Source organism: Streptomyces sp. NPDC050704, assembly GCF_040654355.1.
GTDB lineage: Bacteria > Actinomycetota > Actinomycetes > Streptomycetales > Streptomycetaceae > Streptomyces.
The window spans coordinates 13337-38015 of record NZ_JBFAHW010000081.1 but is presented as its reverse complement, the minus strand read 5'-3'; the positions used below and the strand labels follow the sequence as shown (position 1 = coordinate 38015).

The following is a 24679-nucleotide window of genomic DNA, read 5'->3' as shown; positions in this document are numbered from 1 at the left end:
CGGCTACTCCTCCTGCTTTGTCTGCTTGAGGTCCTGCACGTACGCGTCCAGCCGGTCGAAGCTCTCGTTCCAGAACTGCTCGAACCCGCCGGTCCACTCGTGGACCGGTCGCAGCCCGCGGGCGTCGAGGCCGTACAGGCGCTGCTTGCCTGCCTTGCGGTCCCGCACCAGCCCGACCTCCCGGAGCACCCGCAGGTGTTTGGATGCCCCCGGCTGGGTCATCCCCAGCTCCTGGGCCAACTCGGTCACCGGTCGCTCACCCGCCCGCAGCAGTACCAGGATCTCCCGGCGCTGCGGCTCGGCGATCGCGTTGAAGACGTCCGACGTCGTCGCTGCTCGTGCCATGGCAGCCATCGTATGCCCATATCGGCATGCGTCAAGTCGAGAGGAATCAGGGCCCGGGGATTGCACGGGTGACGGCGTCAGAAGGGCGAGGGGCGAGCAGTACGCCACCGACCGGTGGCCGACGCCACGGTCGGCGTCACGCCAACCCGATGTCGGGCCGCGACGCCCGGCGGCTCGTCGCGAGCGCGTCCGTGTTCCCCAAGGATGACCGTGGTGGCCCGCCCGCCTGCATGGATGCAGCAGGCCAAGAACCGCGACGATGTGCTGCGGGCCATCGCCCGCATCCACGCCTCACTGCTCCACGCCTTACCGGTTCGCGCCGTACCGCTCCCGCACCTGACGCAGGAACACTGGGCTTGTCGCCGCCGGCGTCGTCCCCGGCGCCGACTCCTTTGGTCCGACTGTCGCCCAGGGGCAGGCCCCGCGCAGGGCTCCCTCCCGCTCAGGCCAGCAGGACATCCTCGCCCGCCGTCACGGGAACGACGTGCTCGGCCGATGGCGCCTCGGCCTTCACCGGCGTCCCGAAGTCCGACAACGTCATCGTCGTCGTGGCCCTCATGCCGCCGAAGTAGGACAGCCGGGCCTGGACGGCGCGCCCTTTCCCGTCGACCCACACGTCCGCGTAGACGGGCACGTCGTCGCCCAGCTTCTCGCGCAGGTCGTTCAGCCCCTGTTTCGTCTTCGTCGTCATCCGGAGCGTCGCGGTGGCGTGGTCGATCGTGCCCCGGTAGTGCACCGCGGGGGCGTCGTTCACCTGCTCCTCGCCCTCGTTCGAGACCTGCCGCATCGCCTTCATCTGGCGGAGCAGGTGCTCGGGGTCGTTTAGCGGCGCCCGCAGGAAATAGCTGGTCAGGGCCTCACTCCGGACGGCCGAGGCCCACTTGCCCTCGCCCACCGCCCGCGAGCCCCGCACGTAAACGGTGTCGTCGACGAAGACCTCCTCGACGGGGTCCATGCCGCTGTCCTCAAGCTCCACCGTGAGCCGGCCCCTGTCACCCCCAAGGTCGAAGGCGCCGGCGATCGCGAACACGTACGTCGTGGGGCTGTCGGCGGACCGCAGCTCGATCTTCTCGTCCACGCGGGCGCTGTCCGCGCTCGTCCTCTCGATCGCGGCGCGCACGGCTGTCCCGTGATCCACGGCCTTCTCCGCACTCTCCCCCGACTCATTGTCCGGACCGCCGGAACAGGCGGTGCAGAGCAGGAGGACAGCAGCGGAGAGGAGATGGGCGCGGCGCATGGGCTCTCCGGGGAATCGTTACTGCGGCAGGGGGAGCTCGATAGGGCCTGTAGATCTTCGCACGAATCCAGTGACGGGGCCCGAGGGTTTCGGACGTGACGTCCTGTCCTTCAAGAGACTGATCAGGCGATGGGCAGCCCGGGGAGGTCGTAGGTCGAGACGGGGCGTGGATCGTGGCCGCCGGGCAGGTGGTCGACCTCCAGACGGATCAACGTGCCCTCGATGACGGGGAGTTCGCCGGTGTGGTTCAGACGAAGGCCGCTCCAGCGTCCGGCGAACGCCCAGGTGAGCGACCTGGGTCGAGGAGCATTTCGACTCATCGATAGCCTGCGTCATCATGACGCGCACTTGGATCTTGCCGATACTGCTTGTGTTCTGCGGCTCAGTCGTCGCGACCGGGATGGTATTCAGCGGGAGCCTCGGTGAAGCCGCGGCACTCCTGCTGGTGTTCGTGCTGCTCGCAGGCGTGAACTCGCCTCTGGTCTTCCCGAGATCAATCGGTGCGCTGGAGGCACAACGCCGCAGCGCGGTCGACGGCCGACCGGTCGTCTACTGGCGGTCAGGCTGCAAGTATTGCCTGCGGCTGCGCATCCGACTGGGCCGTAGCGCTCACCAGTTGCATTGGGTCAACATCTGGCGTGACCCGGCTGGAGCGGCAGCGGTGAGAGCGACCAACGATGGCAACGAGACGGTGCCGACCGTCGTCGTGGCGGGCCGGCCGCACACCAACCCCGATCCTGAATGGGTGCGCGAACAGCTCTCCCCTTCCGCGTGATCGGGAGCGGTGCCATATCGGCGAGGCGCCGGCACTCAGAACTAAGGCTGCCTGGGTGGGGTGTTGAGGAGGCCGGTACCGAGGGTGGTGGGGCTGTGGAGTGCCGTGTTGCGGTGCCCAACCGTGCGGATCAGTCCGGCTTCGTGCGGCGTGGTCGCGTGTTCGCCGGCGCTGGGAGGGACGAGGCCCGTGAGGGTGGCGAGTTCCTTGGTTGAGCAGCCGGGGTGCTCGGCGATGGTGTGGAGAACAGCGGCCCGGGTACGGCCCAGCCGCGAGGCCAGCGGTGAGCGGGGTCCGGGCGGGGCCGGAAGTGTTGGCAGGGCCAACAAGGGCACTGGACCTGAGACCTGATGGCTTGGCCGGCAGGGGCGAACATCCCGGGTGAGGTCCTGCGGGGCGCGGTGGCCAAGGTCGGAAGCGGTGCGGTCACCCTGCTCATCCTGTGATGGGAGACCCGCCACCGACGCCGACGGCGGGCCCAGCTCGGTGGGCCCGCCGCATCTTCGTCAACACGCCGTTCGTGGACGGCAATCGAGCAGACCGAGCTCCCCGATGGCAGCCGGCCATCCGCCTGGATCAGTCGACTGAATGCCCGCTGAAGGCCCTGGCCGGCTACCAGTTGATGAGCATGACGCCGCTGCTGGCACCGCTGGCCAAGCCGAAGACCGCTGTTTTCGTGCCTGGGTGCAGTCGGCCCTGTTCTCGGGCGAGGGCGAACTGGAGGGGGAGTGTCGCGGCGCCCATGTTGCCGGTGCGGTGGAAGGTGGGCATGACAGCCCCCGGCCGGACGCCCAGGCGTTCGCAGATCATGCGGACGAACGGGACCGACGGCTGGTGGACGCAGACCAGCGGAAGGTCGCCGGGATCGGTCTGCTGCTCCTTCAGCCACTGCCTGGCCTGAGTGTCCAGACCGAGGAAGGAGGCGAGCAGTTGCTCGGAGTCGATGTGGAGTCCGGTCGGCTGAGCCGGAGCCTGGTGGGGGTTGAACAGGGTTGCCGCGGACCAGCCCGCGGAGTTCGCCATGAAGGTGCTGGCGACGATCCCCGGCGTGGCGCCGGCCTCGACGAGCAGTGCGGCGCCCATGTCTCCGCCGGTCAGGGAGGCAAGTCCGGTACGCAGTTCGTGCGGACCGAGCGTCCAGCGGCTGAGCCGGCTCAGGGTCTCACCGCACGCGATGAGAACCCTCCGGTACCGGCCGCAACGGATGAAGGCGTCGGCGACCTCCAACGCGTTCAGGACGCTGTTGCAGGCGTTGGACACATCGAACACCGGGCAGGTGAGGCCGGTATCGGCCGCCACGACGTGACCGTTGGCGGGCTCTTGCACGTCGGCGCTGACAGCGGCGAACAACAGCAGGTCGACGTCGCCCGGCTCCACCTGCGCTTGCTTCAGAACGCGGTCGACGGCGCGTGAGGCCAGGGTGGACGGCAGGTCACCGTCATCGGCTACGACCCGCTCCTCAAGGCCGTAGAGCCGTCGCAGCAGCCCGGCCGGGATCCGCAAGTCCGGACTGTGCTCACGCAACCGGTCCTCGATGGCATGGGAGGTTTGCCGGCCGGCGGGCAGGTGGATGGCGACCTGCGTGATACGGCTGAAGGCACTCATGCCGTCACCCCGCTCAGCCCCGCCGGCCCCGACACCGCGCATGGCAGAGCATCGATCGCGTCGGTGAACCAGGGGGGTGGCATCGCCCCGCTCGCCGCCATCACCAATCGGTGCTGCGACAGGCGGTCTGTCAAAGTACTCACTAACGCCATGAGGCCCCCGCGATTTTCCAGCCGGCCGGCGTGCCCTGCGCACCACCAGCATCCATCGATCAACGACTGAGGCAGCCTGCAGTTGCGGCGCCCTCCCGCGCTTCGCCGACGGCGGCGGCCGGGATGCGACCCGGTCGGGCGAAGGCGCGCGGCTGCCGCCGAAGTGGCAGAGCCGCAAGGGCTCCGTCTATATCGGGCCCGTTCGACCGCGAGGACCCTTTGACTCGCCGATTCTCGATCACAAGGCGACCAAAGTCAGTCCTACAATGCCCACTTGCAGTCGCACGCTACCGACGTCGCATCGCGTTCCGGTCCGTGTGGTTGGAAACGGGGGGGGCGGTGGGGGAACGAGCGGTGCCTGCGGGCATGTTGCGGTTCATCGCGTTACGAGCGTGGGTGTATCGCGCGCTTGTCGGTGCCGTGCTGCTGACCGTGCTGTTGACCACGGCCGTGCTGGCCGCGCTCACCGCCTACTCGGGCGCGATAGGCGATGCGGCGCTGCGGCGGTCACTCGCGGAGCAGCGCACCGCTGCCGAGGCCGCTCTGGTACTCAAGGCCAAGGTGCCGGCCGACGAGCGGCAGGCGGCCGACGACGCCGTACGGGCGGGGGCCCGCACCATCTTCGCCGGGCTGCCCGTGCGGGTGCGGACCCTGCTGAGGTCCGGGCCTTACGCCCTGCCACTCGCGCTGCGGCCGCCTTCCGAGCGGAACGAGAACCCGAACCTCACCCACTTCGCGGCTCTGGATCACACACAGGTGCGGACCGTCGCCGGGCGGCTCCCCCGTGAGGCGGGGACCGCCGGGTCCATCGAGGCCGCACTGCCGCAACGGGCCGCCGAGCGGCTCGGGTTGGCTCCCGGCTCCCGGCTGACCGTCACCGACCGGCTGGACGGCCCGGCGGTGCGTGTGCTGATCACCGGCGTGTACCGGCCGGTGGACGTCCGGGCGCCCTACTGGCAGTTGGACGATCTGGGCGGTCGTGGCATGGAGGCGTCGAGCTTCACGACGTACGGTCCCCTGCTCACCGCTGCGGGCGTGCCGACGTCGGGCCGGGTGAGCGTCGGCGCGTCGGGCTGGCTGGCCTCGGCCGACTACTCCTCGCTGACCACGGAGCGGATCGGCGCGCTGCGCGAGGCTGCCCGCTCGGGGAGCGCGGAGCTGCGCAAGCGCCCCGCGCTCAGCAGTGCGACCACAGCGGACACCGGGTTGCCCGAGGTACTGGATCGCATCGAACGCTCCCTGCTCGTCACGCGTTCCAGCATGCTGATCGTCGCCGGTCAGCTCGGACTGCTCGCGGCCTGCGCCCTGTTGCTCGTCGCACGGTTGCTCAACTCCGACCGCATGGCCGAGACCCGGTTGCTGCGTGCGCGCGGTGCCACACGGGCACGGCTGGCGGGCCTGGCAGCGCTGGAGGCCCTGCTGATCTCCGGGCCGGCGGTGGTGGTGGCGCCGCTGTTGTCGGGGCCGTTGACACGGCTGCTGGCCGGGCAGGGTGCGCTGGGCCGGACCGGGCTGCGCGTCGACGTGCCGGTCGGGGGCCGACCCGAGGTGTGGGCGGTCGCCGCGGGCGTGGCCGCGTTGTGTGCGCTGGCGGTGGCTGCCCCGGCGTGGCGGGCGTCCTTCACGGACACCGCCGAGGTGCGGGCGGTGGCGCTGCCCGCGCCGCTGCGTGCCGGGGCGGATGTCGGGTTGCTGGCCGTGGCCGGTGTCGCCTTCTGGCTGCTCGGCAGCCAGGACTCCGGTGCTGTCACCGCCGACCGCGAAGGCGTCCTCGGCGTCGACCCGCTGCTGGTGGTGGCGCCCGCTCTGGTGCTGCTCGCCGGAACGGTTCTGGTGCTGCGGCTGCTGCCCCTGCTGGCGCGCGTCGGCGAGCGGCTGCTGGCCCGCGGGCCCGGACTGACCGCGGCCATGGTCGGCTGGCAGTTCAGCCGCCGACCGATGCGGGGAGCGGGTCCCGTACTACTGCTGGTCATCTCCGTGGCGCTGGGCGTGATGGCGATCGGGCAGGACGCCTCCTGGCACCGGTCCCAGGCCGACCAGGCCGACTTCCGCGCGGGCGCCGATATCCGCGTCCTGGCCTCCGGGGGCGGCGATGTGGGCCGTACGGACGTCTACGCGGACCTCCCGCACGTCGACGCGGTCGCCCCCGCGGCCCGTGGCACGGTTTCGCTCTCCGGCAGCCGAAACGCGACCGTCCTGGCCCTGAACACGACGGAGGCGGCACGGGCGATGTCGGCGCGGCGCGATCTGACGGACGGTCCGCTGCTCGCCGGGCTCGCGCCGCGCGGGGCACCTGCCGGCATCGAGGTACCGAAGGGCACCACCCGGCTCACCCTGACCGCCGCCCTGCACAGCACCATGCCGGGGCCGGACGCGGACGTCACGCTCACGGTGCGGGACCGTCACGGAACCTCCTACGAGATACCGTCCGGCGACCTCGCCGCCGACGGCCGCCCGCACCGACTGACCCCGGATCTGAACGGCGCCCGAGGCCCGCTGGCATTGACCGGGCTCCAACTGAGTACGCCGCAGCCGACCGACCGTCCCCACCGGCACCGCCTGGTCCTCAGCGCGCTCACGGCGACAACGGGCGACGGCGACGTCCGGCAGTTGACCCTGCCGACGAAGTGGACGACCGCGGTGGAGGCCGACTCGGCCGCCGCCCCACCCGACGACGACGCCCGGCCGACCCGCCCCCGGCTCACGTCGACGGCACCCGTCACCATCACGTACGGCACCGGGTACCAGCTGCCCGACATCTCGCCGCCCGCCCTGCCGCTGGAGGTCCGGCTCAAGGTCGCCCAACCCGCGACACCCGAGATCGTCGCGGTCGCCACCGACCAGTTCCTCATCGCGTCCGGTGCGCGCGAAGGGCAGCGCGTGGAGGTGACGTTCGACGGCCGTTCCATTCCCGTACGCATCGTCCGCACCGCGAGTGCCCTGCCCACGACGGAAGCCACCACGCAGGACGGCGGGGCCCTGCTGGTCGATCTCCGGGCCGTCAACCGGGTGCTACAGGCCCGCTACGGAACCGGCCTGAAGCCCACCGAGTGGTGGCTGAGCACGGCCGCGCCCGGTGCCACCGCAGCCGCCGTGCGGGCCCTGCCCGACGTCGATCCGGAGCAGGTGACGGTGCGCGACGAGATAGCGGCGAAGCTGCGCGACGACCCGTTCGGGGCAGCCCCGGAGGCAGCGCTGATCGCGGCGGCAGCGGTGACGGTGCTCTTCGCCTCGCTCGGCTTCGCGGTGAGCGCGGCAGGAGCGATGCGAACCCGGGACGGTGAGTTCGCCGTGCTGCGCGCCCTGGGGACACCGCGCCGTCGGCTGGCCCGGCTGGTCGCCGTGGAGCACGGCGTACTGGTGACCCTGGCGCTGCTGGTCGGCACGGCCCTGGGCACGGTGCTGACGCACGCGCTGGTTCCCCTCGTCGTCCTGACCGGGCAGGCCACCCGGCCGCTCCCACCGGTGCTGGTCGAACTCCCGCTCCCGCGGCTGGCCGTCCTGCTGGCGGCCCTCGCCGCGGGCCCCGCCCTCGTGACCATGGCCCTCGCCCTTCGGCGGGCGAAGCCCGTGATGGCTCTCAGGGGCGAGGTGACGCAGTGACCACGCAGCCGGTGCCCCCTCAGGACGGGGGGACGAGGGCGGTGCCGCCGCACGTACGGGCCGGGTTGCGGACCCGGCTGAGGGCCTTCGCCGGTACGTCCGTGGCCCTCGCGCTCCTGGTGGCCGTGACCGCGGCGCTGGCCGCCGCGTACCCGCGTGCCGTCGACCGGTACGGGGACGCGGGGCTGCGCCGGGCGGTCGAGCAGGCACTGCCCGACCAGACGACCGTGCAGGTGCAGGTCCCCCTGCCTTGGATGGACACGGTCAAGGAGACGGAGGCCGCCCTGCGTGTCGGTCCGCTGACCGCGGCGCGGGCCGAGGTTCTCGCCACCGCCAAGGAGCCGCTGGTTCCCGACCCCGCGCAGTCGTCGTACGGCGTGCGCACGACCGTCGCCCTGGAGGCGCCCGACCCCTGGCTTCCCCGGCCCGCCGGCCTGCCCGCCCAACTGGTGCTCGCCGCCCAGCAGGACCTGGCCTCCCACGCCCGGCTCAGCGCGGGCCGGTTGCCGCGCACCACGGGCGCACCGGTGACCGCGGCGACCGCGCAGGTCGAGGCGGCCGTCACCGTGGACACCGCCCGCAAGCTCGACATCCGGGTGGGCTCGGTGATCCACATACCAGGCTCGGCACGCGCCCCGCTCGCCGTCCGGGTCACCGGAATCGTCGTCCCGCGCGTCCCCGAGGGCGCCTACTGGTCGGCACTGCCGGTGCTGCGCACCCCCGTGCTGAGCCGCCGGCCCGACCGTCTGCCGACGGACGTCCACTGGCTCGGTGGCCTGCTTCTGGCCCCCGATGCCGGCCCGGCGCTCCTGGGCACCCCCGGCCGCCCGGACCGGTACTGGCATGTGGCCCCCGACGTCGCCACCCTGCGCGGCCACGATCTCGACCGGCTGGCGTCCGCCGTGGCCGCCCTTGAGTCGGGGCCGGGAGTGCAACGACTGCGGGCGGTCGTGGACGAGGGCCTGGCGGCCCAGACGAATCTCGACGAGGTCCTCGCGGACCATGCCCGACTACGGTCGGGGATCGGCCCGCTGCTTCTCCTCGCCGCCGTCGGGACCGGCAGCCTCGCCGTGATCGTCCTGGCCATGGCCGGCGGCGTGGCAGCCGATCGCCGGCGCGCGGAGCTGGCCCTGCTGCGTGCCCGCGGTGCCTCACTGCCCGGTCTGGCCGTTCGGCTGCTGGCGGAGACGGCGGTGGTGGCCGTGCCGGCCGGCGCCCTCGGACTGACCGCCGCACTGCTCGTCCTGCCCGGTGCCCGCACCGCGCCCGCGGTCGCCGCCGCCCTCGCCGTCACCCTGCTCGCCTGCGTCGCGTTCCCACTGCGCGCCGTGGTGGCGCACCGCACGGTACGGATGCACGACGGGCGGGAGGACCTCACCGCCGCCCGGCCGTCGCGGCGCCGTACGGTGGCGGAACTGACCGTGCTGGTGATCGCGTCGGGGGCGGTCGTCGTACTGCGCCGCCAGGGATCCGGCAGCACCGGTCTGGTGGCCGCCGCCCCGCTGCTGACGGGCGTGGTCGCGGCTCTGCTGCTGGCACGCCTGCACCCCCTGCCGCTGCGTGCGCTGAGCAGGGCGACCACTCGGATGCGCGGCCTGGTGGTTCCGCTGTCGCTGGCCCAGGTGGCCCGCGCCCCCGGCTTCGCCGTGCTGCCCCTGCTCGCCCTGCTCAGCGCCCTGACCACGGCCGCGTTCGGCGGCTCGGTCCTGGCAGGGGTCACGGCGGCCCGCGACCAGGCGGCCCTCCTCGAAGTGGGCGCTGACGGCCGCATCGAGACCATCACCGGTGAACTCCCTCGAACCTTGCCCGACCGCGTACGCCGACTGCCCGGTGTACGGGACATGACGGAAGCGAGCGTCACCTACGACGCGAAGCCGGCACAAAGCACTCAGCCGGTACCGCTGGCCGGTGTGGCCCCCGACGCGTATGCGCACCTGTCCCGCCACACGAGCCTGGGGCCGTTCGACGCGGCGAGCCTCGGGCAGGCGGACGCCGGTACGACGGGCGGCGCCGACCGGCCCCTGCCCGCGCTGGCCTCACCTCGCGTGGCCGAGGAGTACGGCACCGGCCCCTACTCCGTCCTGCTCCCGGACGGCACCTCCGTCACGGTCCGGATCGTCCTGGTCCGAGACCGCACCCCGGCCGTGTTCGGTGACGACTTCCTGATCGTGGACCGTGCCGGCCTTCCCCGCGGCGCGGCGCCCACGACGACGCTGCTGCTGACCGGTGACGCGCTGAACGGCCGGGCGCTGCGTTCGGCGGCGGACGGCACAGCGGCAGCCGTCCGGCTGCGCACCGAGGAACGCACGCGGCACGTCGACTCACCGCTGCAGTCCGGCGCGGAACGCCTGTACGGTGCCGCGGTCGCCGCGGGCGCCGGGTACGCGGTCCTCGCCCTCGTGCTGACCGTGCTGCGCACCGCGCCCGAACGCGGCGCCCTGCTCGCCCGGTTGCGCACCATGGGCATGACCCGGTCCCAGGGCCGCCGGCTGCTGATCCTCACGGCCCTCCCACAGGCGTTCCTGGCAGCGGCCGGCGGCGTGCTGACGGGCTGGGGCGGCATTCACCTGCTGTCGCCCGGTGTCGACGTCACGACCATCGCGCTGGCCTCCCCGTCCGGTCTCGAGGGGGCCGTGCTGCGCACCGATCCGCTCTCGCTGGCGGTGCCGGCGCTCACCGTGCTGCTCCTGGCCATCGCTGTGCCCGCCGGCCAGGCCTGGTGGGTCAGCCGACGTGGCTCGGTGCGCGAACTGAGGCTGGGTGACAGCTAGACAGTGAGCAGAACCTCGATATCAGGCCCCCTCCGGCACCGGCCCGTGCCTCTCCCACCGCCCAGGAGCAGCCGATGACCAGCAGCCCGACCTTCCACGAGCTCACCGACCGTGCCCTTGCCGCGCGCGACGCCGCTGCCTACGGCCATGACGCCCTGATCACCTGCGACCGGCTGGTACGGATCTTCTCCGCCGACGGCGTGGAGGTACAGGCACTGCAAGGCCTCGATCTCCTCGTGCGCAAGGGCGAACTCATGGCCCTGGTCGGCGCCTCCGGCAGCGGCAAGTCCACCCTCATGAACATCCTGGCCGGACTGGACAAACCCTCCGCCGGCGTGGCCCGCGTCGCCGGCCACGACCTGGTCACCATGTCCTCCAAGGACCGCCTCGCCTACCGTCGCAAGACCGTCGGCTTCGTCTGGCAGCAGACCTCCCGCAATCTCCTGCCCTATCTCACCGCCGCGCAGAACGTCGCCCTGCCCCTGCAGTTGGCCCGCGCGCGCGGTCCGCGCCGAACCAGGGCCGATCGAGCCATGGAACTCCTCGGCCTGCTGGACGTGGCCGAATGCCGCGACCGTCGGCCGCACCAGATGTCCGGCGGCCAGCAGCAGCGCGTCGCCCTTGCCGTCGCACTCGCCAACGATCCCGCGGTCCTGCTCGCCGACGAGCCCACCGGCGAACTCGACTCCCACACCGCTGAACAGGTCTTCGCCGCGTTCCGCACCGTCAACGAGGAGTTGGGGACCACCATCGTGATCGTCACCCACGATCAGTCCGTCGCCGGTGAGGTCCGCCGTACGGTCGCCATCCGGGACGGCCGCACGGCGACGGAGGTCCTGCGCCACAGCGAAGTCGACTCCGCCACCGGCCAGGAGAACCTGGTCGCCCGCGAATACGCCATGCTCGACCGGGCCGGCCGCCTCCAACTCCCCGCCGAGTACACCCGGGCCCTGGGGATGCGCGACCGCGTCGCCCTGGAACTGGAACCCGACCACATCGCCGTCCGCCCGGACGACGTCCGGAACGACCGTCACGGCCAGGGCCCAGCCGAGGAACAGCCGGGGCTCTGAAGTGCATACCGGACCCCGCGTCTGCGGTGTGATCCGGACGACTGGTGACGACTGGTACTAAGACTCGGTGATCTCGCCGTCCCTCAGCTCCAGCACACGATCGGCAAGGTCGAGGAGTGTCGTGTCATGGGTGGCCACAAGAGCCGTGATCTGTTCGCTGCGGACCACCGCGCGCAGCAGTTCCATCACGGAGTGCCCGGTTTCCGCGTCCAGTTGGCCGGTCGGCTCGTCGGCGATGAGAATCGAGGGACTGTTGGCCAGGGCGCGGGCGATGGCGACCCGCTGGCGCTGCCCGCCCGACAACTCGCCCGGGCGCTGCGCGGCATGGTCCGCGAGCCCCACGAGGGACAGCAGCAGTTCGACGCGCTCCTGCCGCTCGCGCGGGTCCGCCCTGCGCAACCGCAGTGGTACGCCCACGTTTTCGGCAGCCGTGAGGATGGGGATGAGCCCGAACGACTGGAAGACGAAGCCGATGCGCTCCCGGCGCAGCGCGAGGAGGGCGTCCTCACCCTGGTCCCGAAGGTGCAGCCCGTCGATGGTGACGCGTCCGCTGTCCGGTTCGTCCAGACCACCGACGATGTTGAGCAAAGTGGTCTTGCCCGAGCCCGAGCGTCCCTTGAGAGCAACGAGTTCCCCCCGAGGGACCTCGAAGGAAACGCCACCCAGGGCATGAACGGCGCCGGCGCCTCGACCGTACGACTTGTGTACATCAGCCACCTGCAGCATGGCTGCGGTCACCGCCTGGCCCATCACGCCCCCGTATGCTCCGCTGATTCCGCGGCGCGCCAGTATCGCACCCGGCAGAACACCGGCAAAGCATGATGCTGGTCTCTGCGACCCAGGCGCAACGCGCTTGGGCATTGTGCCAGGGCGAGTTGGGATACCCAGGACAGGGCTACGGACCGGCTGTCTCCGCCGGACCTTCGGTGAGAACCGGGCGGTGTTGTATGTCCCGCGTGTTTCCAGATGAGTCGGCCCATGGCTCCGGAATCCGGTGGAGGGTCCGGTCGGCTGCAATCACTGCCCCCGGTTGGGGTTCCGACGGACTGCCGGGCTCCGTGGGGTTGTTGGCGCGCAACCGGCTCACGGCTCGGCGCAGCGCCGCGACGAGCGGTGAGCTGTCGTCGGCGCGGGTGCACAGCGAGAGCGGACCTGGTTCGACGCCGGTGACCGGAACGAACGTGACCTCGGGATGGCTGTGGCAGCCGTTCACGAACGCGCCGGTGATCGCCACGGCCTGCCCGGTGGCGACGACCTCCAGCAACTCGTCGATGGTGCGGACCGACGGGCCGTAGCGGACGGGAGTACCGCTGGGGCGTGGATCGCAGGCCCACCAGCGCACCCACGCGGGATCGGCCTCGTCGTAGGTGACGTGGACCTCGCCGTCGAGGTCGGTGAGCGAGACCTCCGCGCGGGCCGCGAGACGGTGCGTAACGGGCAGTGCCACGACTCGGGCTTCGTGGCGCACCACATCCAGGCGCAGGCCGGCCGCTTCGGTGATCGGGGGCCGCACCAGCGCAGCGTCGACGACGCCCTCGCGTACGGCCGAGGCCTGCTGCGGCCAGGGGAGTTCCATCAACCGGACGGACACGTCGGGGACCTCGTTGCGCAACTCGTCGAGTATGCGCGGGGTGAAGGTGCCGGCGGCCCCCGTGATGAAACCGATACGGAGCGTGGAGGCCAGCTCGTGGCGGTGGGCCTCCAGGGCGGCGACAGCCCGGTCGGCCGCGGCGAGCGCGTCACGCGCCTCGGCCAGGAAACGTTCGCCGGCCGGGGTGGGCCGGACCGGGTGGGCGGAGCGGTCCACCAACTCGACGCCCAGTGCACGCTCCAGTTTGCGGACCTGCTGGCTGAGCGAGGGTGCGCTGATGTAGAGCCGTTCCGCCGCGCGGCCGAAGTGGCCCTCGTCGATGACCGCGGCGAGGTAGCGCACGAGATGCAGGTTGAGGTCCACGATGACTCCTACGCCGGCGGGCATACGGGAATTGTGGTGGCGCGGCTTGCCTGACGGCGGCGCGGTTCACGCGATGGTAGCGCGTTGATCAGCGGTGTTAGCCGATCGGTTCATGGAACCGGCGAAGTGCGTCATGGACCCCGGCCAGTGGTGCGTCCAAGGATGGAGCCCTCGGACCGACTCGATGAAGAACCATCGTGGAGCCAATGGGTGGCATCTCATCCGCAACGCTCCAGGTGGGTGGTCGCGAGCGCGCTGTGGCCATGAGGGCTGCGGTGCTGGACCAATCCTTTGCAGGGAGAGCTTTGATGACCAAGCACTTCAGTCGTCGTGCTGTGATGGCTGCCACTGGCGGAGCCGCTGCCGCTGTGACCACCTCGATGGCCACGTCCCGGACCGCTGCCGCAGCGTCCAAGGGCCGGTCGAAGGGGGAGCTGTTCATGCACGACAACTCCGCGCTGGTGTTCATCGACTACCAGCCGGAGATGGTCGCCGAGGTCATCTCCATGGACACCAAGCTGATGATGCTCAACGCACGAGTGCTGGCCCGCTTCGCGGTCAAGGCGGGGATCCCGGTCGTCCTGAGCACGGTCGGCGTCGAGTCGGGTGTCAACAGCCCCACGGTCCAGGAGCTGCGTCAGGAGATCCCGGACCTTCCCGAGATCGACCGCACCACGATGAACGCCTGGGACGACGACGCCTTCCGCCGGGCGGTCCTGAAGACCGGGCGCAAGCGTTTCGTCATGTGCGGTCTGTGGACCGAGATCTGCCTGTCTTTCCCCATCATGGACATGCAGGCCGAGGATCTCAGGACCGCGTTCATCGCCGACGCGGTGGGCGGGCAGACCAAGTACGCGCACGACATCGCGGTCGATCGCATGGCCCATGCCGGCAGCGTGCCCAACACGGCGCGCGCCACTCTGGCCGAGTGGTCCCCGGACTGGGCGTCCCCCCAGGGGCCGATCCTTGCCGAGGTCGGCGCGTGGTACGCGGCGGAACTGGCGAAGCTCAACGAGCGCTGACGCCGACCCCACTCCGTGCAACTTCCGCCGCCAAGGCGTTTCCGATGGCTCGTGGACGACGCTGCGGCGAAGGCACTGGACCCTGTCGAAGGCCGGCGACTGCACGCGGGCCTTGCCCTTCCGCCTGCGGTCGCCAGCCTTCGCGCCGGTTCGCACAACCGTCAGCTCGCCGAGGCGGCCAGGGCCGCCGCGTCCTGACGACGCCGGACGTGGTGGCGGGACAAGGACGCCACGTCACCGACGAACACCACATTCCCACCGGGCGCGATGCCGCCCGGGAGACCCCGTTTCAATCAAGCGCACCCCGAGACAGGAACGAGCCCCATGCACTCCTCCACCACGTTCTCCCCCGGCCGAGACACAGCACTCGCCGCGCGGAAAGACGGTCACAGCGTCACCCCCCACGCGTACGACGTCGGTCTTCTTCTGCTGCGGCTGGCCGTCGGCCTCACCATGGCGGCGCACGGCGCGCAGAAGCTGTTCGGATGGTTCGGCGGCGTGGGCCTGGAGGGCACTGGCCAGGCCCTCTCAATGAGCGGCTACCCGCAGGGCAGGATGATGGCCCTCGTGGCCGGGCTCAGTGAGACCCTCGGGGGGCTCGGTCTGGCGCTCGGCCTGCTGACGCCGCTCGCGGGGGCCGCTGTCGTCGGCACGATGATCAACGCGATGGCTGTGACCTGGAGCGGCGGCTTCTTCGTACCCGAGGGCATCGAGTACTCGCTGCTGATGGCCGCGGCCGGCGCCTCGCTGGCCCTGACCGGCCCGGGCCGCTGCGCCGCCGACCGCTTCCTCCCCTTCCTGCGCCACCACCGCCTCGCCTACGGCGTCGTCGCGGTGCTGTTCGCCGCAGTAGTAGCGGGTGTGACGCTGTCGCTCCGCAACTGATACGGCGTCTGAGTGTTCCGCGGTACGTACGGCGCGAAGAGCCGCGGTGCGCAACGCGGTCCAGCCATGGCTGGTCGCCCCCACGCGACCTGCTGACCGACCGTGAGGTTGTCGGTTACCACAACACTGGTGCCGGAGCCCGTGTCCGCCTGGAGGACGGCCGGACCGACGAGGCCCCGCTCGTCGTGTGGTCAGTCGGGCTGGGACTGAGTGCGGCGGGCGTAGGCGCGGGCGGCGCGGGCCCGGTCGCCGCAGCGCGTCGAGCACCAGTGACGGCGGCCGTGGCGCAGCAGGTAGCGGTTGCAGGGGGTGGAACCGCAGGCGGTGAGGCGCTCGGCGGCGGCGGAGGTGAGCAGGTTGGCGGCGTCGGCGGCGAGGGCCGCCAGGGCGTGGTCGACGATCTCGGTGGTGGGGTGCGGGGTCGCGCGGTAGGGGCCGTTCTTCTCGTCCCACTGCAGCAGCGGGGCTGTGGGGACGCGGGTCATCGCGTCGTTGATCGCGGTGACGGCGGCGGGGATCGCGGGAAGCGCGGCGACGCGGGAGGCGAGCAGCGTCCTGACCTGTTCCCGCAGTGAGCGCAGCTGTGCCGCGCACATCTCCCGCATGCCGGCGTCGGCCGGAGCGAGGTCGTGGTCGACGAGCCACTGGTTGGCCGCAGTCGGCGTGCCGAGCAGATCGATGAAGTGCCCGCCGGGCAGGGCGATGACGCTGTTGGCGAGGGCGAGGGCGGGGTACTGCTCCTCGCCCGGCGCGGGCGGCAGGGCGAGCCCGGCGGTCACGGTCTCCTTCATGATTCTCATGGTACGTCTTGCGGTCATCCGTGAGAAGCGGCTACATTCTTCTCACGGATAAATGTCTACCCATCCGTGAGGTGTCTGACATGGCTTCTACCGTCACATCCATCGAGCAGTTCCCCGTACGCGTCTTCGGCGGCCCGACCGCCCTCTTCGAGTACGGCGGCCTGCGCTTCCTGACCGACCCGACCTTCGACGCCCCCGGCGACTACCAAGTGCCGGGCGGCCTGCTCCTGTCCAAGACCACCCCTTCCTCCGGCAGCCCCGCCGGCCTCGGCCGCGTCGACGTGGTCCTGCTCTCCCACGACGAGCACCCCGACAACCTCGACCACTCAGGCCGGGCCCTGCTCGCCGACGTACCGCTCACCCTCACCACGCCCGACGGCGGACAGCGCCTCGGGGACAAGGCCAAGAGCCTCGCCGACTGGGAGACGATCAAGCTGGACCGGCCCGACGGCGGCACGATCACCGTCACCGGCGTCCCCGCCATCCACGGCCCCGGCCCCCGTGGGCAGGTCGAGCCCGTCTCCGGCCAGGTCGTCGGCTTCGTCCTGACCGGCGAGGGCCTCCCCACCGTCTACGTCAGCGGCGACAACGCGTCCCTCGACGCCGTCAAGGAGATCGCCGAACGCTTCGGTCCGGTCGACACCGCCCTCCTCTTCGCCGGCGCGCCTCGCATCTCCGTCATCTACGACGGTGCCTGCCTCGTCCTTGACAGCGCCCATGCCGCCGAGGCCGCCCGGATCCTCGGTGCCCGCCGGATCGTCCCCGTCCACTACGACAGCTGGTCCCACTTCACCGAGGGCCATCACGAGTTGGTGGCCGCATTCACCGCAGCCGGTCTGGCCGACCGCGTGGACTGGGGCCACCGGGGCTGATCCGCCGGGTCGACGCCTTTCGGTGGTGCGGCGACCGGCGGTCGGCGAAGCGCCGGTGGTGGTCGTGCCGGCGAAACCGGTGTGTGTTCGCCCGCTACCTGCTTCTGGTCGTCTGGCTACTTGTCGACCAGCGACATGTGGTGCTCGTTGTAGCGGTCTCCCTGCACGCCGACCCGGTCGGCGAGTTCGTCGAGGTCCGACAGTTCGTCGGCGGAGAGCGGCAGTTGAGTGGCGGCGGTGTTCTCCTCGATGCGCGCGATGCGCCGCGTTCCGGGAATGGGAACGATCCACGGATGCTGTGCAAGCAGCCAGGCGAGCGCGACCTGCCCCGGTGTGGCGTTCTTGGCCTGCGCGAGCGTGGCGATGTGCTCGACGAGGACCTGGTTGGCCGCTCGGTTCTCGGCCGTGAACCGCGGAATGGTTGTCCGGACGTCGTCGGCCGCGAACGACGTCGAAGTGTCCACCGCCCCGGTCAGGAACCCCTTGCCGAGCGGGCTGAAGGGCACGAACCCGATTCCGAGCGCCGCGCACGTCGGCAGGACCTGTGACTCGGGATCTCGGGTCCACAGCGAGTACTCGCTCTGCACTGCCGCGACCGGGTGGACCGAGTGGGCACGGCGGATGGTCTCCGCGCTGGCCTCCGACAGCCCGAAGCAGCGGACCTTGCCCTCCTGTACGAGCTCGGCCACCGTGCCGGCGACGTCTTCGATCGGCACCTGTGGATCAACGCGGTGCTGGTAGAACAGGTCGATCGTCTCCACCCCGAGCCGTTGGAGCGAGGCCGTGGCGACGGCACGGATCTGCTCGGGCCGGCTGTTGAGTCCGACTGACGCACCGTTCTCGATGCGGAATCCGAACTTCGTGGCGATCACCACTTGGTCGCGGACCGGAGCGAGGGCCTCTCCGACGAGTTCCTCGTTGACGTAAGGGCCGTACACCTCCGCGGTGTCGAAAAACGTGACCCCGCGGTCCACGGCCCCGCGGAGCACGGCGATCATGTCGTTTCGGTCACCGGGGTTCGGGCCGTAACTCTGGGACATTCCCATCGCGCCGAGACCGATGGCGGAAACCCGCAGGTCCTGTCCGAGTGTTCGGGTGTGCATCTTTTCTCCTTACTGCCGTCGACATCGGTGGCCGGGTGCCGGTCGCGAGGCGGTCGCCGCAGCATCCGGTGTCGTTCTTGGTGCTCAATATTGGATCGAGCGTGTACTCGACCCTCGACGCTTGACCGGCCGGAACAGGCGTTTGGCGTTCGCCGTCGTCAGGGAACGCCACGTGGTCCCCTCCATCGGTGACTCGGCCGCGTCGATCGCCGCGATGTGGGCGTCGGCCAGCGGGGGAGGCGTCCAGCAGTAGTCGCTGCCGAAGAGCACGCGGTCCGGGTCGACGAGTTTCAGCAGCGAGGGGACCTGGCGTGGGAAGGCTGTGCCCGCCATGTCGTAGTACAGGCCCCGTAGTTGCTGTACGGCATCGGGGGAGGGCGACTTCTCCGAAGGCAGGAACAGCCTCATGAACTCGTTGATGCGGTCGGCCAGGACGGGAACCGCGCCACCGCAGTGCGGAACGATCACCTGCATGTTCGGATGGCGCGTCAGGACGCCTGCCATCACCAGGTCCGTGACGGTACGGGCCGTGTCGAAGATGTACTCGACCATCGGCCGCGGTCTGCCGAGTGCCGACTGTTCCCAGCACACCGGTGAGGTGGGGTGCAGGAAGACCACGGCCCGGCGGCGGTCGAGTTCCGCGAAGACCGGGTCGAGGCGCTGGTCGCCCAGGTACACCCCGTGCGTGTGCGTCAGCAGGGCCACGCCGTCGGCGTCGAGTTCGTCGAAGGCGAATGCCATCTCCTCCAACGAGCCGTCCACGTCCGGCAGGGGAAGCGACACGAAGTTGCCGAAGCGGCCCGGGTGGTCGCGGGTCAGTTCGGCCGTGTACTCGTTGACGCGCCGGGCGAGGAGCCGGGCCGCCTTGTCGTCGCCGAAGTGCACGCCGGGGGACGACATGGACAGCATGCCGGTGTCGATGCCGTTGCGGTCCATCAGGTCCAGGTGCGCTTCCACGGACCAGGACGGCCAGCCGCCCATGCCGTCGGGGTGGGCGTGCCCCGCCGCTGTCGCCTGCTGGACGTAGAAGCCGGGCAGGAGGTGGGCATGGACGTCGATGAGGCCGGAGGACATGGCAGGAATCCTCTTCTGCTGGGGGATTGTCGGGTCTTGTGCCGAGGCCGGATGTCGGGCTCGGCTCACTCCACCTGCTCGCGTCCCGCCAGCCGTACCTCTTCGTTGTCCAGGGCGGCCTGGAGCTGACGCAGCACGGTGTCGTCGATCTCTCGCTCGTCGCGCAGTCGTACGACCGTTGCGCGTTTGTGGGCGATGAGGGCGAGGCGGAGGTCGGTGTAGTGGCGGTTGTGGAGGAGGGCGGGATGATCGTCGTCGGTGCCCGCGCCGCTGGCCCTTACGGTGGCCAGGTGGGCCTCGTACTCCTGGCGCAGCCACTCCATGACCTTCGGGGCGGTGCCCAGTTCGGCAGCGAGTTGCGGCAGGACCTCGATGGCCTCCTCGGTTGCCATGGTCTCCGCGAGTACGTGCTCCTCGTCGACGGACGTGTCGCGCGGCAGCCGGGCCCAGCGCACCACTCCCGGCAGCAGCAGTCCCTGCACCACGAGTGTCACCACGATGACGCCGGAGGTGACGAAGACGATGAAGGCGCGGTCGGGGAAGGGTTCACCCGAGTCGAGGGTCTCCGGCACCGAGAGAGCCACGGCGAGCGACACCGCGCCCCGGAAGCCCGCGAACCCGCTGACGGTGCGTGCCCGGTGACTGATTCTGCGCAGCCGCTGCTCAGGGCGCCGGTCGAGCACGCGGATCAGGTAGGCGGAGGAGAACAGGAACGCGAACCGGACAGCGATCAACACCACGCTGACCACTCCGACCGCGATCAGCGCGTCTTGGAGGTCGGACCGGTTCAAGTGGCGCAACGCGTACTGGAGTTCCACTCCGACCAGGACGAAGAGCGCGCCGTTGATGATGAAGGTGAGCAGCGGCCAGAAGGCCAGCGCCTGGCGACGGTGCTCGGCGCGGATGAGGCTCGGAGCCACCTGGGCCATGATCAGCCCACTGACGACGACCGCGAGGACACCTGAGGCGTGGATCAGCTCGGCGAGCAGATATGCCGTGAACGGCGCCAGGATCATGACGAGATTGCCCAGCAGGGGATCGTCCAGGCGGCGTCGCAGATTCATGTTGACCCAGGCGACCACCACGCCGATGGCGGCCCCGCCGCCGTAGGCCAGGAGGAACAGCGCGCCCACGTGCGGAAGGGTGAGGTGCTCCTCGCCGACGGTGAGACCGACCGCCAGACCGAAGATGACCAGTGCGGTGCCGTCGTTGATGAGGCTTTCGGCACGCAGCACGGTGACCTGACGGCGCGGCAGGGAGCGGGCCAGGACGCCGACGGCCGTCGCGTCGGTCGGAGCCACCGCGGCGCCCAGTGCCCACGCAGGTCCCCACGGCAGTCCGAGTGCGTGCCCGGCGACCGCCACGACCCACGCGGTGAGGATCACCAGGACCGTGCTGAGCAGGACGATGCCCCGCAGGTTCGAACGGATCTCCCGCATGGACGTGGTGAGGCTCTCCCAGTACAGCAACACCGGCAGGAAGAGCAGCAGTACTACTTCCGGCGGAAGTTGAGTCTGGCGTACGGCTGGAACCAGCCCCAGAAGAACGCCCACGACAAGCAGCGCGACGGGCGGTGCGACGCCGAAGCGCTGTGCGACTACCTGGCCGACCAGCACAGCCACGCCCAGCAGCACGACGAGTTCCAGACCGAGCATGGGGCCTACTCCTGTGTCGGGCGGACTATTGGCGGCAGTTCAGCGGCTCCCACCGGGAAGGTCTTGCTCATCTGGGCACCAGCCTCAGGGTGAGCAACGGCGGGCAGCGCGGACCTGTGGTCAGGGTCGCGGGTGCCGAAGGTCTCGAAGTACGCCTCGACGGTGGCGATCGTCTCGCTGGTCATGACGGTCGGTCCGTTCTGCTGGGCCGCGATGGCGGGTGCGGCTGCCGCTGGTCGGTGCCGGCGGTGGTGGGCGCCGCCGACCGGTGCCCACCACCGCCGGGGCTTCATGTCACGGACGCAGCAATGCCTTGATGGCGCGACGCTCGTCCATGGCCTTGTAACCTTCGGCGACCTCGTCCAAGGACAGAGTGAGGTCGAAGACCTTGCCCGGGTTGATACGGCCGCTGAGGACGCGCTCGATGAGGTCGGGAAGGTAGGCGCGTACGGGGGCGGGACCGCCGCGCAGACCGACGTGGGAGAAGAAGAGCTGCAGGCCGTCGATCTGCACGTCGTGCGGCATGCCGACGAAGCCGACGTTGCCACCCGGGCGGGTGGACTGCAGGGCCTGCTGCATCGACTGCTGGGTGCCGACGCACTCGAGGACCGAGTCGGCGCCGATGCCGTTCGTCAGTTCCTTGACGCGGGCGACGCCTTCCTCGCCCCGCTCGGTGACGAGGTCGGTGGCGCCGAACTCCAGGGCCAGCTTCTGCCGGGACTCGTGCCGGCTCATGGCGATGATGCGCTCGGCGCCCAGTTCCTTCGCGGCGATGACGCCGGACAGGCCCACCGCGCCGTCACCGACGACCACGGCCGTCGAACCGGGCTTGACCTCGGCCGCCTTGGCGGCGTACCAGCCGGTGCCCATGACGTCGGACAGGGCCAACAGGTCCGGGACCAGTTCCCCGGCCGGCTGTTCCGGGGTGCCGACCAGGGTGCCGTCGGCGAGGGGGACACGGACGTACTCGGCCTGGCAGCCGTTGACCCACTGCGCGTGCCGGCAGGAGGTGTGGTAGCCGGCCTGGCAGATCGGGCAGGTGTTGTCGGAGGCGACGAAGGAGCCGATGACGAACTGGCCCGCCTCGACGGTCGAGACGTCGCTGCCGACCTCCTCGACGATGCCGACGTACTCGTGGCCGATCGGCTGCGGCCCGGTGACCGGCAGGACACCCCGGTAGCTCCACAGATCGGAGCCGCACACGCAGGCGGCGACGGTGCGGATGACCGCGTCCGTCGGTGCCGTGATCTTCGGCTCCGGGGTGTTCTCCACCCGGATGTCACCGGGCGCGTGAATGATGGTTGCTCGCATGATGCCTTCCCAGCACTTGTCGGGTCTGTCGGGGCGTCACGGACGGGTACGGGTGCTGACCCGCGGGCCGTGGCACTCGTCGTCCGGGACATGCTCCAGCCAGGTGGTGTCGTCCGTCTCCCACAGAGCCCGGTGGATCATGAACTGGCCGGGTGCGGCACCGTGCCAGTCCGCACTTCCTTTCCCCGCCTCCTCCGCCTGCCGCCATGGAAATACCGGATATCGGTGACGTTCGGAAAACAATTACTACCCCGACCCTGCCATCATCGTGCGAACCCGCAAAGGGGAGAATTCCAGCCTGGGAATGACTTATCCAGGGGAGGAATCCTTACCCCCCCTCGCGAGGGCAGAGCGGTGCAAGGCTGAACTGGCTCTCGAGTGGGAGGAAACTCTCCCCCTCACTTTTCAGTTGAGTACTGGGACACTAAATGCTATGTACAGCAAAGCGCATTTGGTCGAACTGGGAGGATTCCTCAAGGTATGCCGGGCGCAACTCAGTCCGCGTACCGTGGGGCTGCCCGAGTCCGGGGCGCCCCGGCGAGTGCCGGGGCTGCGCCGGGAGGAGGTCGCGCAGCTCGCGGGGATCAGCACGGACCGCTACACGCGGTTGGAGCAGGGGCGTGCCTCCGTGCCGACGTCGGTGCTCGCCACGCTTGTCCGTGTCCTGCATCTCGACGATGACCAGCGTGACCACCTGTTCGGGCTGGCGGCGAGAGATGAGGACGAGTGCGCGCCGCGCCGCCGACCGGCACAGAAGGTCCAGCCGCAACTCAGACGTCTCCTGGACGAACTGACCACGACCCCCGCGCTCGTGATGGGTCGTCACATGGACATCCTGGCCTGGAACGCTCTGGCAGCCGCGCTGCTCACCGACTTCGGGCGGGTTCCGGAGAAGAAACTCAACTACGCCCGGCTGATCTTCACTGACCCCCGCTTCCGGGAGCTTTACCTCGACTGGCGGACGATCGCCCGGAGCTGCGTCGCCCAACTGCGCGTAGAGGCCGCCAAGTGCCCTGGCGACCCCGAGTTGACCGCACTCGTCGGTGAACTGTCGGTGGCCGACGCCGACTTCCGGCAGTGGTGGGCAGGCTGCCCGGTGCCCGGTCTACGGGTCGGCACGAAGAGGCTGCGCCACCCAGTCGCCGGTGACCTCACACTCGACTGGGACAGCCTGACCTGTACAGCCGACCCCGCACAGCAGCTGGTGGTCATGACGGCTGAGCCCGGGACCCCGTCCCATGACGGACTGCGCTTTCTCGCGTCGTGGGCTGCCGCCCCGCATCACCGGGCCCGGGACGCGACAGCCTGACCGAAACGAGGCAGGCGGCTCGCGTTGTCGTGCCCCGTCGTTCGTCCACTGGACGTGCCGGTCAGGGCATCGGATCCATCGGATCCGCACCCTCCCACGCGGCTCGCAACAGCCCTCGCAGGCTGTCGGCGGTCACTGGGCGAGGGTTGTCCGCCGGGACCACCGCCAGGATCGTGCGTACCGCGTCATCGATGTCGGCCTCGTCGAACCCGTGGTCGCGCAGCGCTTTCGGGGCGTCCACCGCAGCGCGCAGCCGCTGCAAGCCTTCGATGGCCGAAGCGGCCCCGAAGGCTGCCGCGATCCGGCGTTCGGCCTCCGGCGCCGCGGGTGCGTTGAACGCCAGCACATACGGCAGCACGACCGCGTGTGCCTGGGCGTGCGGCAGGCCGTACGCGCCGCCCAGCACGTGACAGATCTTGTGGTGCAGCCCTGAACCCGCCGAGGAGAACGCCACGGCCGACAGGTAGGCCCCGTACAGCGCCTGCTCGCGGCCCGCAAGCCCGGCCGGGTCGGCCACCACGGCGGGCAGCCCGGCCGCCAGCACGCGGATGCCCTCGCCTGCCAGTGCCTGATCCAGCGGGTCGGTGCGCGGCGCCCACATGGAGTCCACGCAGTGGGCGAGCGCGTTCAGTCCCGAGGCGACACTCATCGCCACCGGCAATGACAGCGTCAAGGTCGCGTCGTACACGATCGAACGCGGCAGAACCCGCGCGTCCACTCCGGTGGTCTTGCGTGCTCCTTCGGTCAGCCCCCAGACGCTGGTGGCCTCCGAGCCCGCGTACGTCGTGGGAACGGCGACGATCGGGAGGCCGCTGGTCAGCGCGACCGCCTTCGCCAGGCCGGTCGTCGAGCCCCCGCCGACGCTGACCACGAGGTCCACCTCATGAGCGGCTGCGGCGGCGCGCGCCCGCTCGGCCGATTCGACGGGAACGTGCATCACCACCTCGTCGTGGCGGAGGACGACCGGTACGTGGACGGTGACCCGCTCGGCCAGGTCGGCCGCGGATGCCGCCGCGATCACCATCACCCGCGCGCCGCCCAGCCGCTCCACCTCGGCGCGCACCGTTGCCGAAGCCTCACCGGGCGCGAAGCACACACGCTGGGCCAGGGTTTCATGCTCGAAACGCACCACACAC

General features: G+C 70.6%; 22 protein-coding genes. 8 read left to right on the top strand and 14 right to left on the bottom strand.

The genetic code is table 11. The features are described 5' to 3' along the window. Positions 1 to 3: 3 nt before the first annotated feature. From AB0I18_RS35740 to AB0I18_RS35730, 3 genes are all read right to left on the bottom strand, one after another. Positions 4 to 345, bottom strand: a complete 342-nt coding sequence (locus AB0I18_RS35740; protein ID WP_363109838.1) for a metalloregulator ArsR/SmtB family transcription factor — start codon at positions 343 to 345, stop codon at positions 4 to 6. 442 nt (positions 346 to 787) lie between these two features. Then, positions 788 to 1582 (bottom strand): hypothetical protein, encoded by a 795-nt coding sequence (locus tag AB0I18_RS35735; RefSeq protein ID WP_363109837.1) that lies wholly within the window; start codon positions 1580 to 1582, stop codon positions 788 to 790. A 122-nt stretch (positions 1583 to 1704) separates the two neighbouring features. Next, entirely contained in the window at positions 1705 to 1902 is a 198-nt protein-coding gene (locus AB0I18_RS35730; protein ID WP_363109855.1) for a hypothetical protein, read from the bottom strand. A 17-nt stretch (positions 1903 to 1919) separates the two neighbouring features. On the opposite strand from AB0I18_RS35730, the gene AB0I18_RS35725 reads away from it, so the two are divergent. Then, positions 1920 to 2357, top strand: coding sequence for a glutaredoxin domain-containing protein (locus tag AB0I18_RS35725; protein WP_363109836.1), 438 nt, complete (start codon positions 1920 to 1922; stop codon positions 2355 to 2357). 41 nt (positions 2358 to 2398) lie between these two features. Here AB0I18_RS35725 and AB0I18_RS35720 read toward each other — a convergent pair whose 3' ends face one another. Together AB0I18_RS35720 and AB0I18_RS35715 are read right to left on the bottom strand one after the other, a co-directional pair. Further along, positions 2399 to 2683, bottom strand: coding sequence for a hypothetical protein (locus AB0I18_RS35720; protein ID WP_363109835.1), 285 nt, complete (start codon positions 2681 to 2683; stop codon positions 2399 to 2401). Positions 2684 to 2969: 286 nt separating this feature from the next. Then, positions 2970 to 3962: a 3-oxoacyl-[acyl-carrier-protein] synthase III C-terminal domain-containing protein gene (locus AB0I18_RS35715; RefSeq protein ID WP_363109834.1), complete on the bottom strand. Its 993-nt coding sequence runs from the start codon at positions 3960 to 3962 to the stop codon at positions 2970 to 2972. 518 nt (positions 3963 to 4480) lie between these two features. Here AB0I18_RS35715 and AB0I18_RS35710 point away from each other — a divergent pair. From AB0I18_RS35710 to AB0I18_RS35700, 3 genes are all read left to right on the top strand, one after another. Then, complete coding sequence (locus AB0I18_RS35710; RefSeq protein ID WP_363109852.1) at positions 4481 to 7717, top strand: ABC transporter permease; 3237 nt, start codon at positions 4481 to 4483, stop codon at positions 7715 to 7717. After that, entirely contained in the window at positions 7714 to 10488 is a 2775-nt protein-coding gene (locus AB0I18_RS35705) for an ABC transporter permease (RefSeq protein ID WP_363109833.1), read from the top strand. Before AB0I18_RS35710 ends, AB0I18_RS35705 begins: the two co-directional genes overlap by 4 nt. A 74-nt stretch (positions 10489 to 10562) precedes the next feature. Further along, complete coding sequence (locus AB0I18_RS35700; protein ID WP_363109832.1) at positions 10563 to 11558, top strand: ABC transporter ATP-binding protein; 996 nt, start codon at positions 10563 to 10565, stop codon at positions 11556 to 11558. A gap of 57 nt (positions 11559 to 11615) precedes the next feature. Here AB0I18_RS35700 and AB0I18_RS35695 read toward each other — a convergent pair whose 3' ends face one another. Beyond that, entirely contained in the window at positions 11616 to 12308 is a 693-nt protein-coding gene (locus tag AB0I18_RS35695) for an ABC transporter ATP-binding protein (protein ID WP_363109831.1), read from the bottom strand. Between the two features lie 145 nt (positions 12309 to 12453). Continuing rightward, positions 12454 to 13536, bottom strand: a complete 1083-nt coding sequence (locus AB0I18_RS35690) for a LysR family transcriptional regulator (RefSeq protein WP_363109830.1) — start codon at positions 13534 to 13536, stop codon at positions 12454 to 12456. 284 nt (positions 13537 to 13820) lie between these two features. Here AB0I18_RS35690 and AB0I18_RS35685 point away from each other — a divergent pair, with 284 nt between their 5' ends. Both AB0I18_RS35685 and AB0I18_RS35680 read left to right on the top strand, forming a co-directional pair. Next, positions 13821 to 14534: an isochorismatase family protein gene (locus AB0I18_RS35685; RefSeq protein ID WP_363109829.1), complete on the top strand. Its 714-nt coding sequence runs from the start codon at positions 13821 to 13823 to the stop codon at positions 14532 to 14534. A 324-nt stretch (positions 14535 to 14858) separates the two neighbouring features. Next, complete coding sequence (locus AB0I18_RS35680) at positions 14859 to 15419, top strand: DoxX family membrane protein (RefSeq protein WP_363109828.1); 561 nt, start codon at positions 14859 to 14861, stop codon at positions 15417 to 15419. 191 nt (positions 15420 to 15610) lie between these two features. On the opposite strand, the gene AB0I18_RS35675 is transcribed toward AB0I18_RS35680, so the two are convergent. Further along, complete coding sequence (locus AB0I18_RS35675; protein ID WP_363109827.1) at positions 15611 to 16210, bottom strand: ABATE domain-containing protein; 600 nt, start codon at positions 16208 to 16210, stop codon at positions 15611 to 15613. Between the two features lie 89 nt (positions 16211 to 16299). Here AB0I18_RS35675 and AB0I18_RS35670 point away from each other — a divergent pair, with 89 nt between their 5' ends. Beyond that, a complete protein-coding gene (locus AB0I18_RS35670; RefSeq protein WP_363109826.1) occupies positions 16300 to 17091 on the top strand; it encodes an MBL fold metallo-hydrolase in 792 nt (263 codons plus the stop codon). 116 nt (positions 17092 to 17207) lie between these two features. On the opposite strand, the gene AB0I18_RS35665 is transcribed toward AB0I18_RS35670, so the two are convergent. The 5 genes from AB0I18_RS35665 to AB0I18_RS35645 form a co-directional block, all read right to left on the bottom strand. Next, positions 17208 to 18194, bottom strand: coding sequence for an aldo/keto reductase (locus AB0I18_RS35665; RefSeq protein ID WP_363109825.1), 987 nt, complete (start codon positions 18192 to 18194; stop codon positions 17208 to 17210). A gap of 84 nt (positions 18195 to 18278) precedes the next feature. After that, positions 18279 to 19268 carry an amidohydrolase family protein gene (locus AB0I18_RS35660; RefSeq protein WP_363109824.1) on the bottom strand — a complete coding sequence of 330 codons (990 nt, stop codon included), beginning with the start codon at positions 19266 to 19268 and terminating at the stop codon, positions 18279 to 18281. A 65-nt stretch (positions 19269 to 19333) separates the two neighbouring features. Then, positions 19334 to 20923: a Na+/H+ antiporter gene (locus tag AB0I18_RS35655; protein WP_363109823.1), complete on the bottom strand. Its 1590-nt coding sequence runs from the start codon at positions 20921 to 20923 to the stop codon at positions 19334 to 19336. A 5-nt stretch (positions 20924 to 20928) separates the two neighbouring features. Continuing rightward, complete coding sequence (locus tag AB0I18_RS35650; protein ID WP_363109822.1) at positions 20929 to 21216, bottom strand: hypothetical protein; 288 nt, start codon at positions 21214 to 21216, stop codon at positions 20929 to 20931. Position 21217: 1 nt separating this feature from the next. Continuing rightward, positions 21218 to 22234, bottom strand: coding sequence for a zinc-dependent alcohol dehydrogenase family protein (locus AB0I18_RS35645; protein ID WP_363109821.1), 1017 nt, complete (start codon positions 22232 to 22234; stop codon positions 21218 to 21220). Between the two features lie 433 nt (positions 22235 to 22667). On the opposite strand from AB0I18_RS35645, the gene AB0I18_RS35640 reads away from it, so the two are divergent. Next, on the top strand, positions 22668 to 23543 hold the full coding sequence (locus AB0I18_RS35640; protein ID WP_363109820.1) for a helix-turn-helix transcriptional regulator: 876 nt from the start codon (positions 22668 to 22670) through the stop codon (positions 23541 to 23543). A gap of 61 nt (positions 23544 to 23604) precedes the next feature. Here the strand turns inward: AB0I18_RS35640 and AB0I18_RS35635 are convergent, their stop codons facing one another. After that, a complete protein-coding gene (locus tag AB0I18_RS35635; RefSeq protein ID WP_363109819.1) occupies positions 23605 to 24672 on the bottom strand; it encodes a maleylacetate reductase in 1068 nt (355 codons plus the stop codon). Positions 24673 to 24679 lie beyond the last annotated feature (7 nt).

What these genes read in the sequence shown, in the direction of transcription:
- AB0I18_RS35740 (WP_363109838.1), bottom strand. Translation starts at nt 345, where the DNA reads ATGGCACGAGCAGCGACGACGTCGGACGTCTTCAACGCGATCGCCGAG.
- AB0I18_RS35735 (WP_363109837.1), bottom strand. Translation starts at nt 1,582, where the DNA reads ATGCGCCGCGCCCATCTCCTCTCCGCTGCTGTCCTCCTGCTCTGCACC.
- AB0I18_RS35730 (WP_363109855.1), bottom strand. Translation starts at nt 1,902, where the DNA reads ATGAGTCGAAATGCTCCTCGACCCAGGTCGCTCACCTGGGCGTTCGCC.
- AB0I18_RS35725 (WP_363109836.1), top strand. Translation starts at nt 1,920, where the DNA reads ATGACGCGCACTTGGATCTTGCCGATACTGCTTGTGTTCTGCGGCTCA.
- AB0I18_RS35715 (WP_363109834.1), bottom strand. Translation starts at nt 3,962, where the DNA reads ATGAGTGCCTTCAGCCGTATCACGCAGGTCGCCATCCACCTGCCCGCC.
- AB0I18_RS35710 (WP_363109852.1), top strand. Translation starts at nt 4,481, where the DNA reads ATGTTGCGGTTCATCGCGTTACGAGCGTGGGTGTATCGCGCGCTTGTC.
- AB0I18_RS35700 (WP_363109832.1), top strand. Translation starts at nt 10,563, where the DNA reads ATGACCAGCAGCCCGACCTTCCACGAGCTCACCGACCGTGCCCTTGCC.
- AB0I18_RS35695 (WP_363109831.1), bottom strand. Translation starts at nt 12,308, where the DNA reads ATGGGCCAGGCGGTGACCGCAGCCATGCTGCAGGTGGCTGATGTACAC.
- AB0I18_RS35690 (WP_363109830.1), bottom strand. Translation starts at nt 13,536, where the DNA reads ATGCCCGCCGGCGTAGGAGTCATCGTGGACCTCAACCTGCATCTCGTG.
- AB0I18_RS35685 (WP_363109829.1), top strand. Translation starts at nt 13,821, where the DNA reads ATGACCAAGCACTTCAGTCGTCGTGCTGTGATGGCTGCCACTGGCGGA.
- AB0I18_RS35680 (WP_363109828.1), top strand. Translation starts at nt 14,859, where the DNA reads ATGCACTCCTCCACCACGTTCTCCCCCGGCCGAGACACAGCACTCGCC.
- AB0I18_RS35675 (WP_363109827.1), bottom strand. Translation starts at nt 16,210, where the DNA reads ATGAAGGAGACCGTGACCGCCGGGCTCGCCCTGCCGCCCGCGCCGGGC.
- AB0I18_RS35670 (WP_363109826.1), top strand. Translation starts at nt 16,300, where the DNA reads ATGGCTTCTACCGTCACATCCATCGAGCAGTTCCCCGTACGCGTCTTC.
- AB0I18_RS35665 (WP_363109825.1), bottom strand. Translation starts at nt 18,194, where the DNA reads ATGCACACCCGAACACTCGGACAGGACCTGCGGGTTTCCGCCATCGGT.
- AB0I18_RS35660 (WP_363109824.1), bottom strand. Translation starts at nt 19,268, where the DNA reads ATGTCCTCCGGCCTCATCGACGTCCATGCCCACCTCCTGCCCGGCTTC.
- AB0I18_RS35655 (WP_363109823.1), bottom strand. Translation starts at nt 20,923, where the DNA reads ATGCTCGGTCTGGAACTCGTCGTGCTGCTGGGCGTGGCTGTGCTGGTC.
- AB0I18_RS35650 (WP_363109822.1), bottom strand. Translation starts at nt 21,216, where the DNA reads ATGAAGCCCCGGCGGTGGTGGGCACCGGTCGGCGGCGCCCACCACCGC.
- AB0I18_RS35645 (WP_363109821.1), bottom strand. Translation starts at nt 22,234, where the DNA reads ATGCGAGCAACCATCATTCACGCGCCCGGTGACATCCGGGTGGAGAAC.
- AB0I18_RS35640 (WP_363109820.1), top strand. Translation starts at nt 22,668, where the DNA reads ATGTACAGCAAAGCGCATTTGGTCGAACTGGGAGGATTCCTCAAGGTA.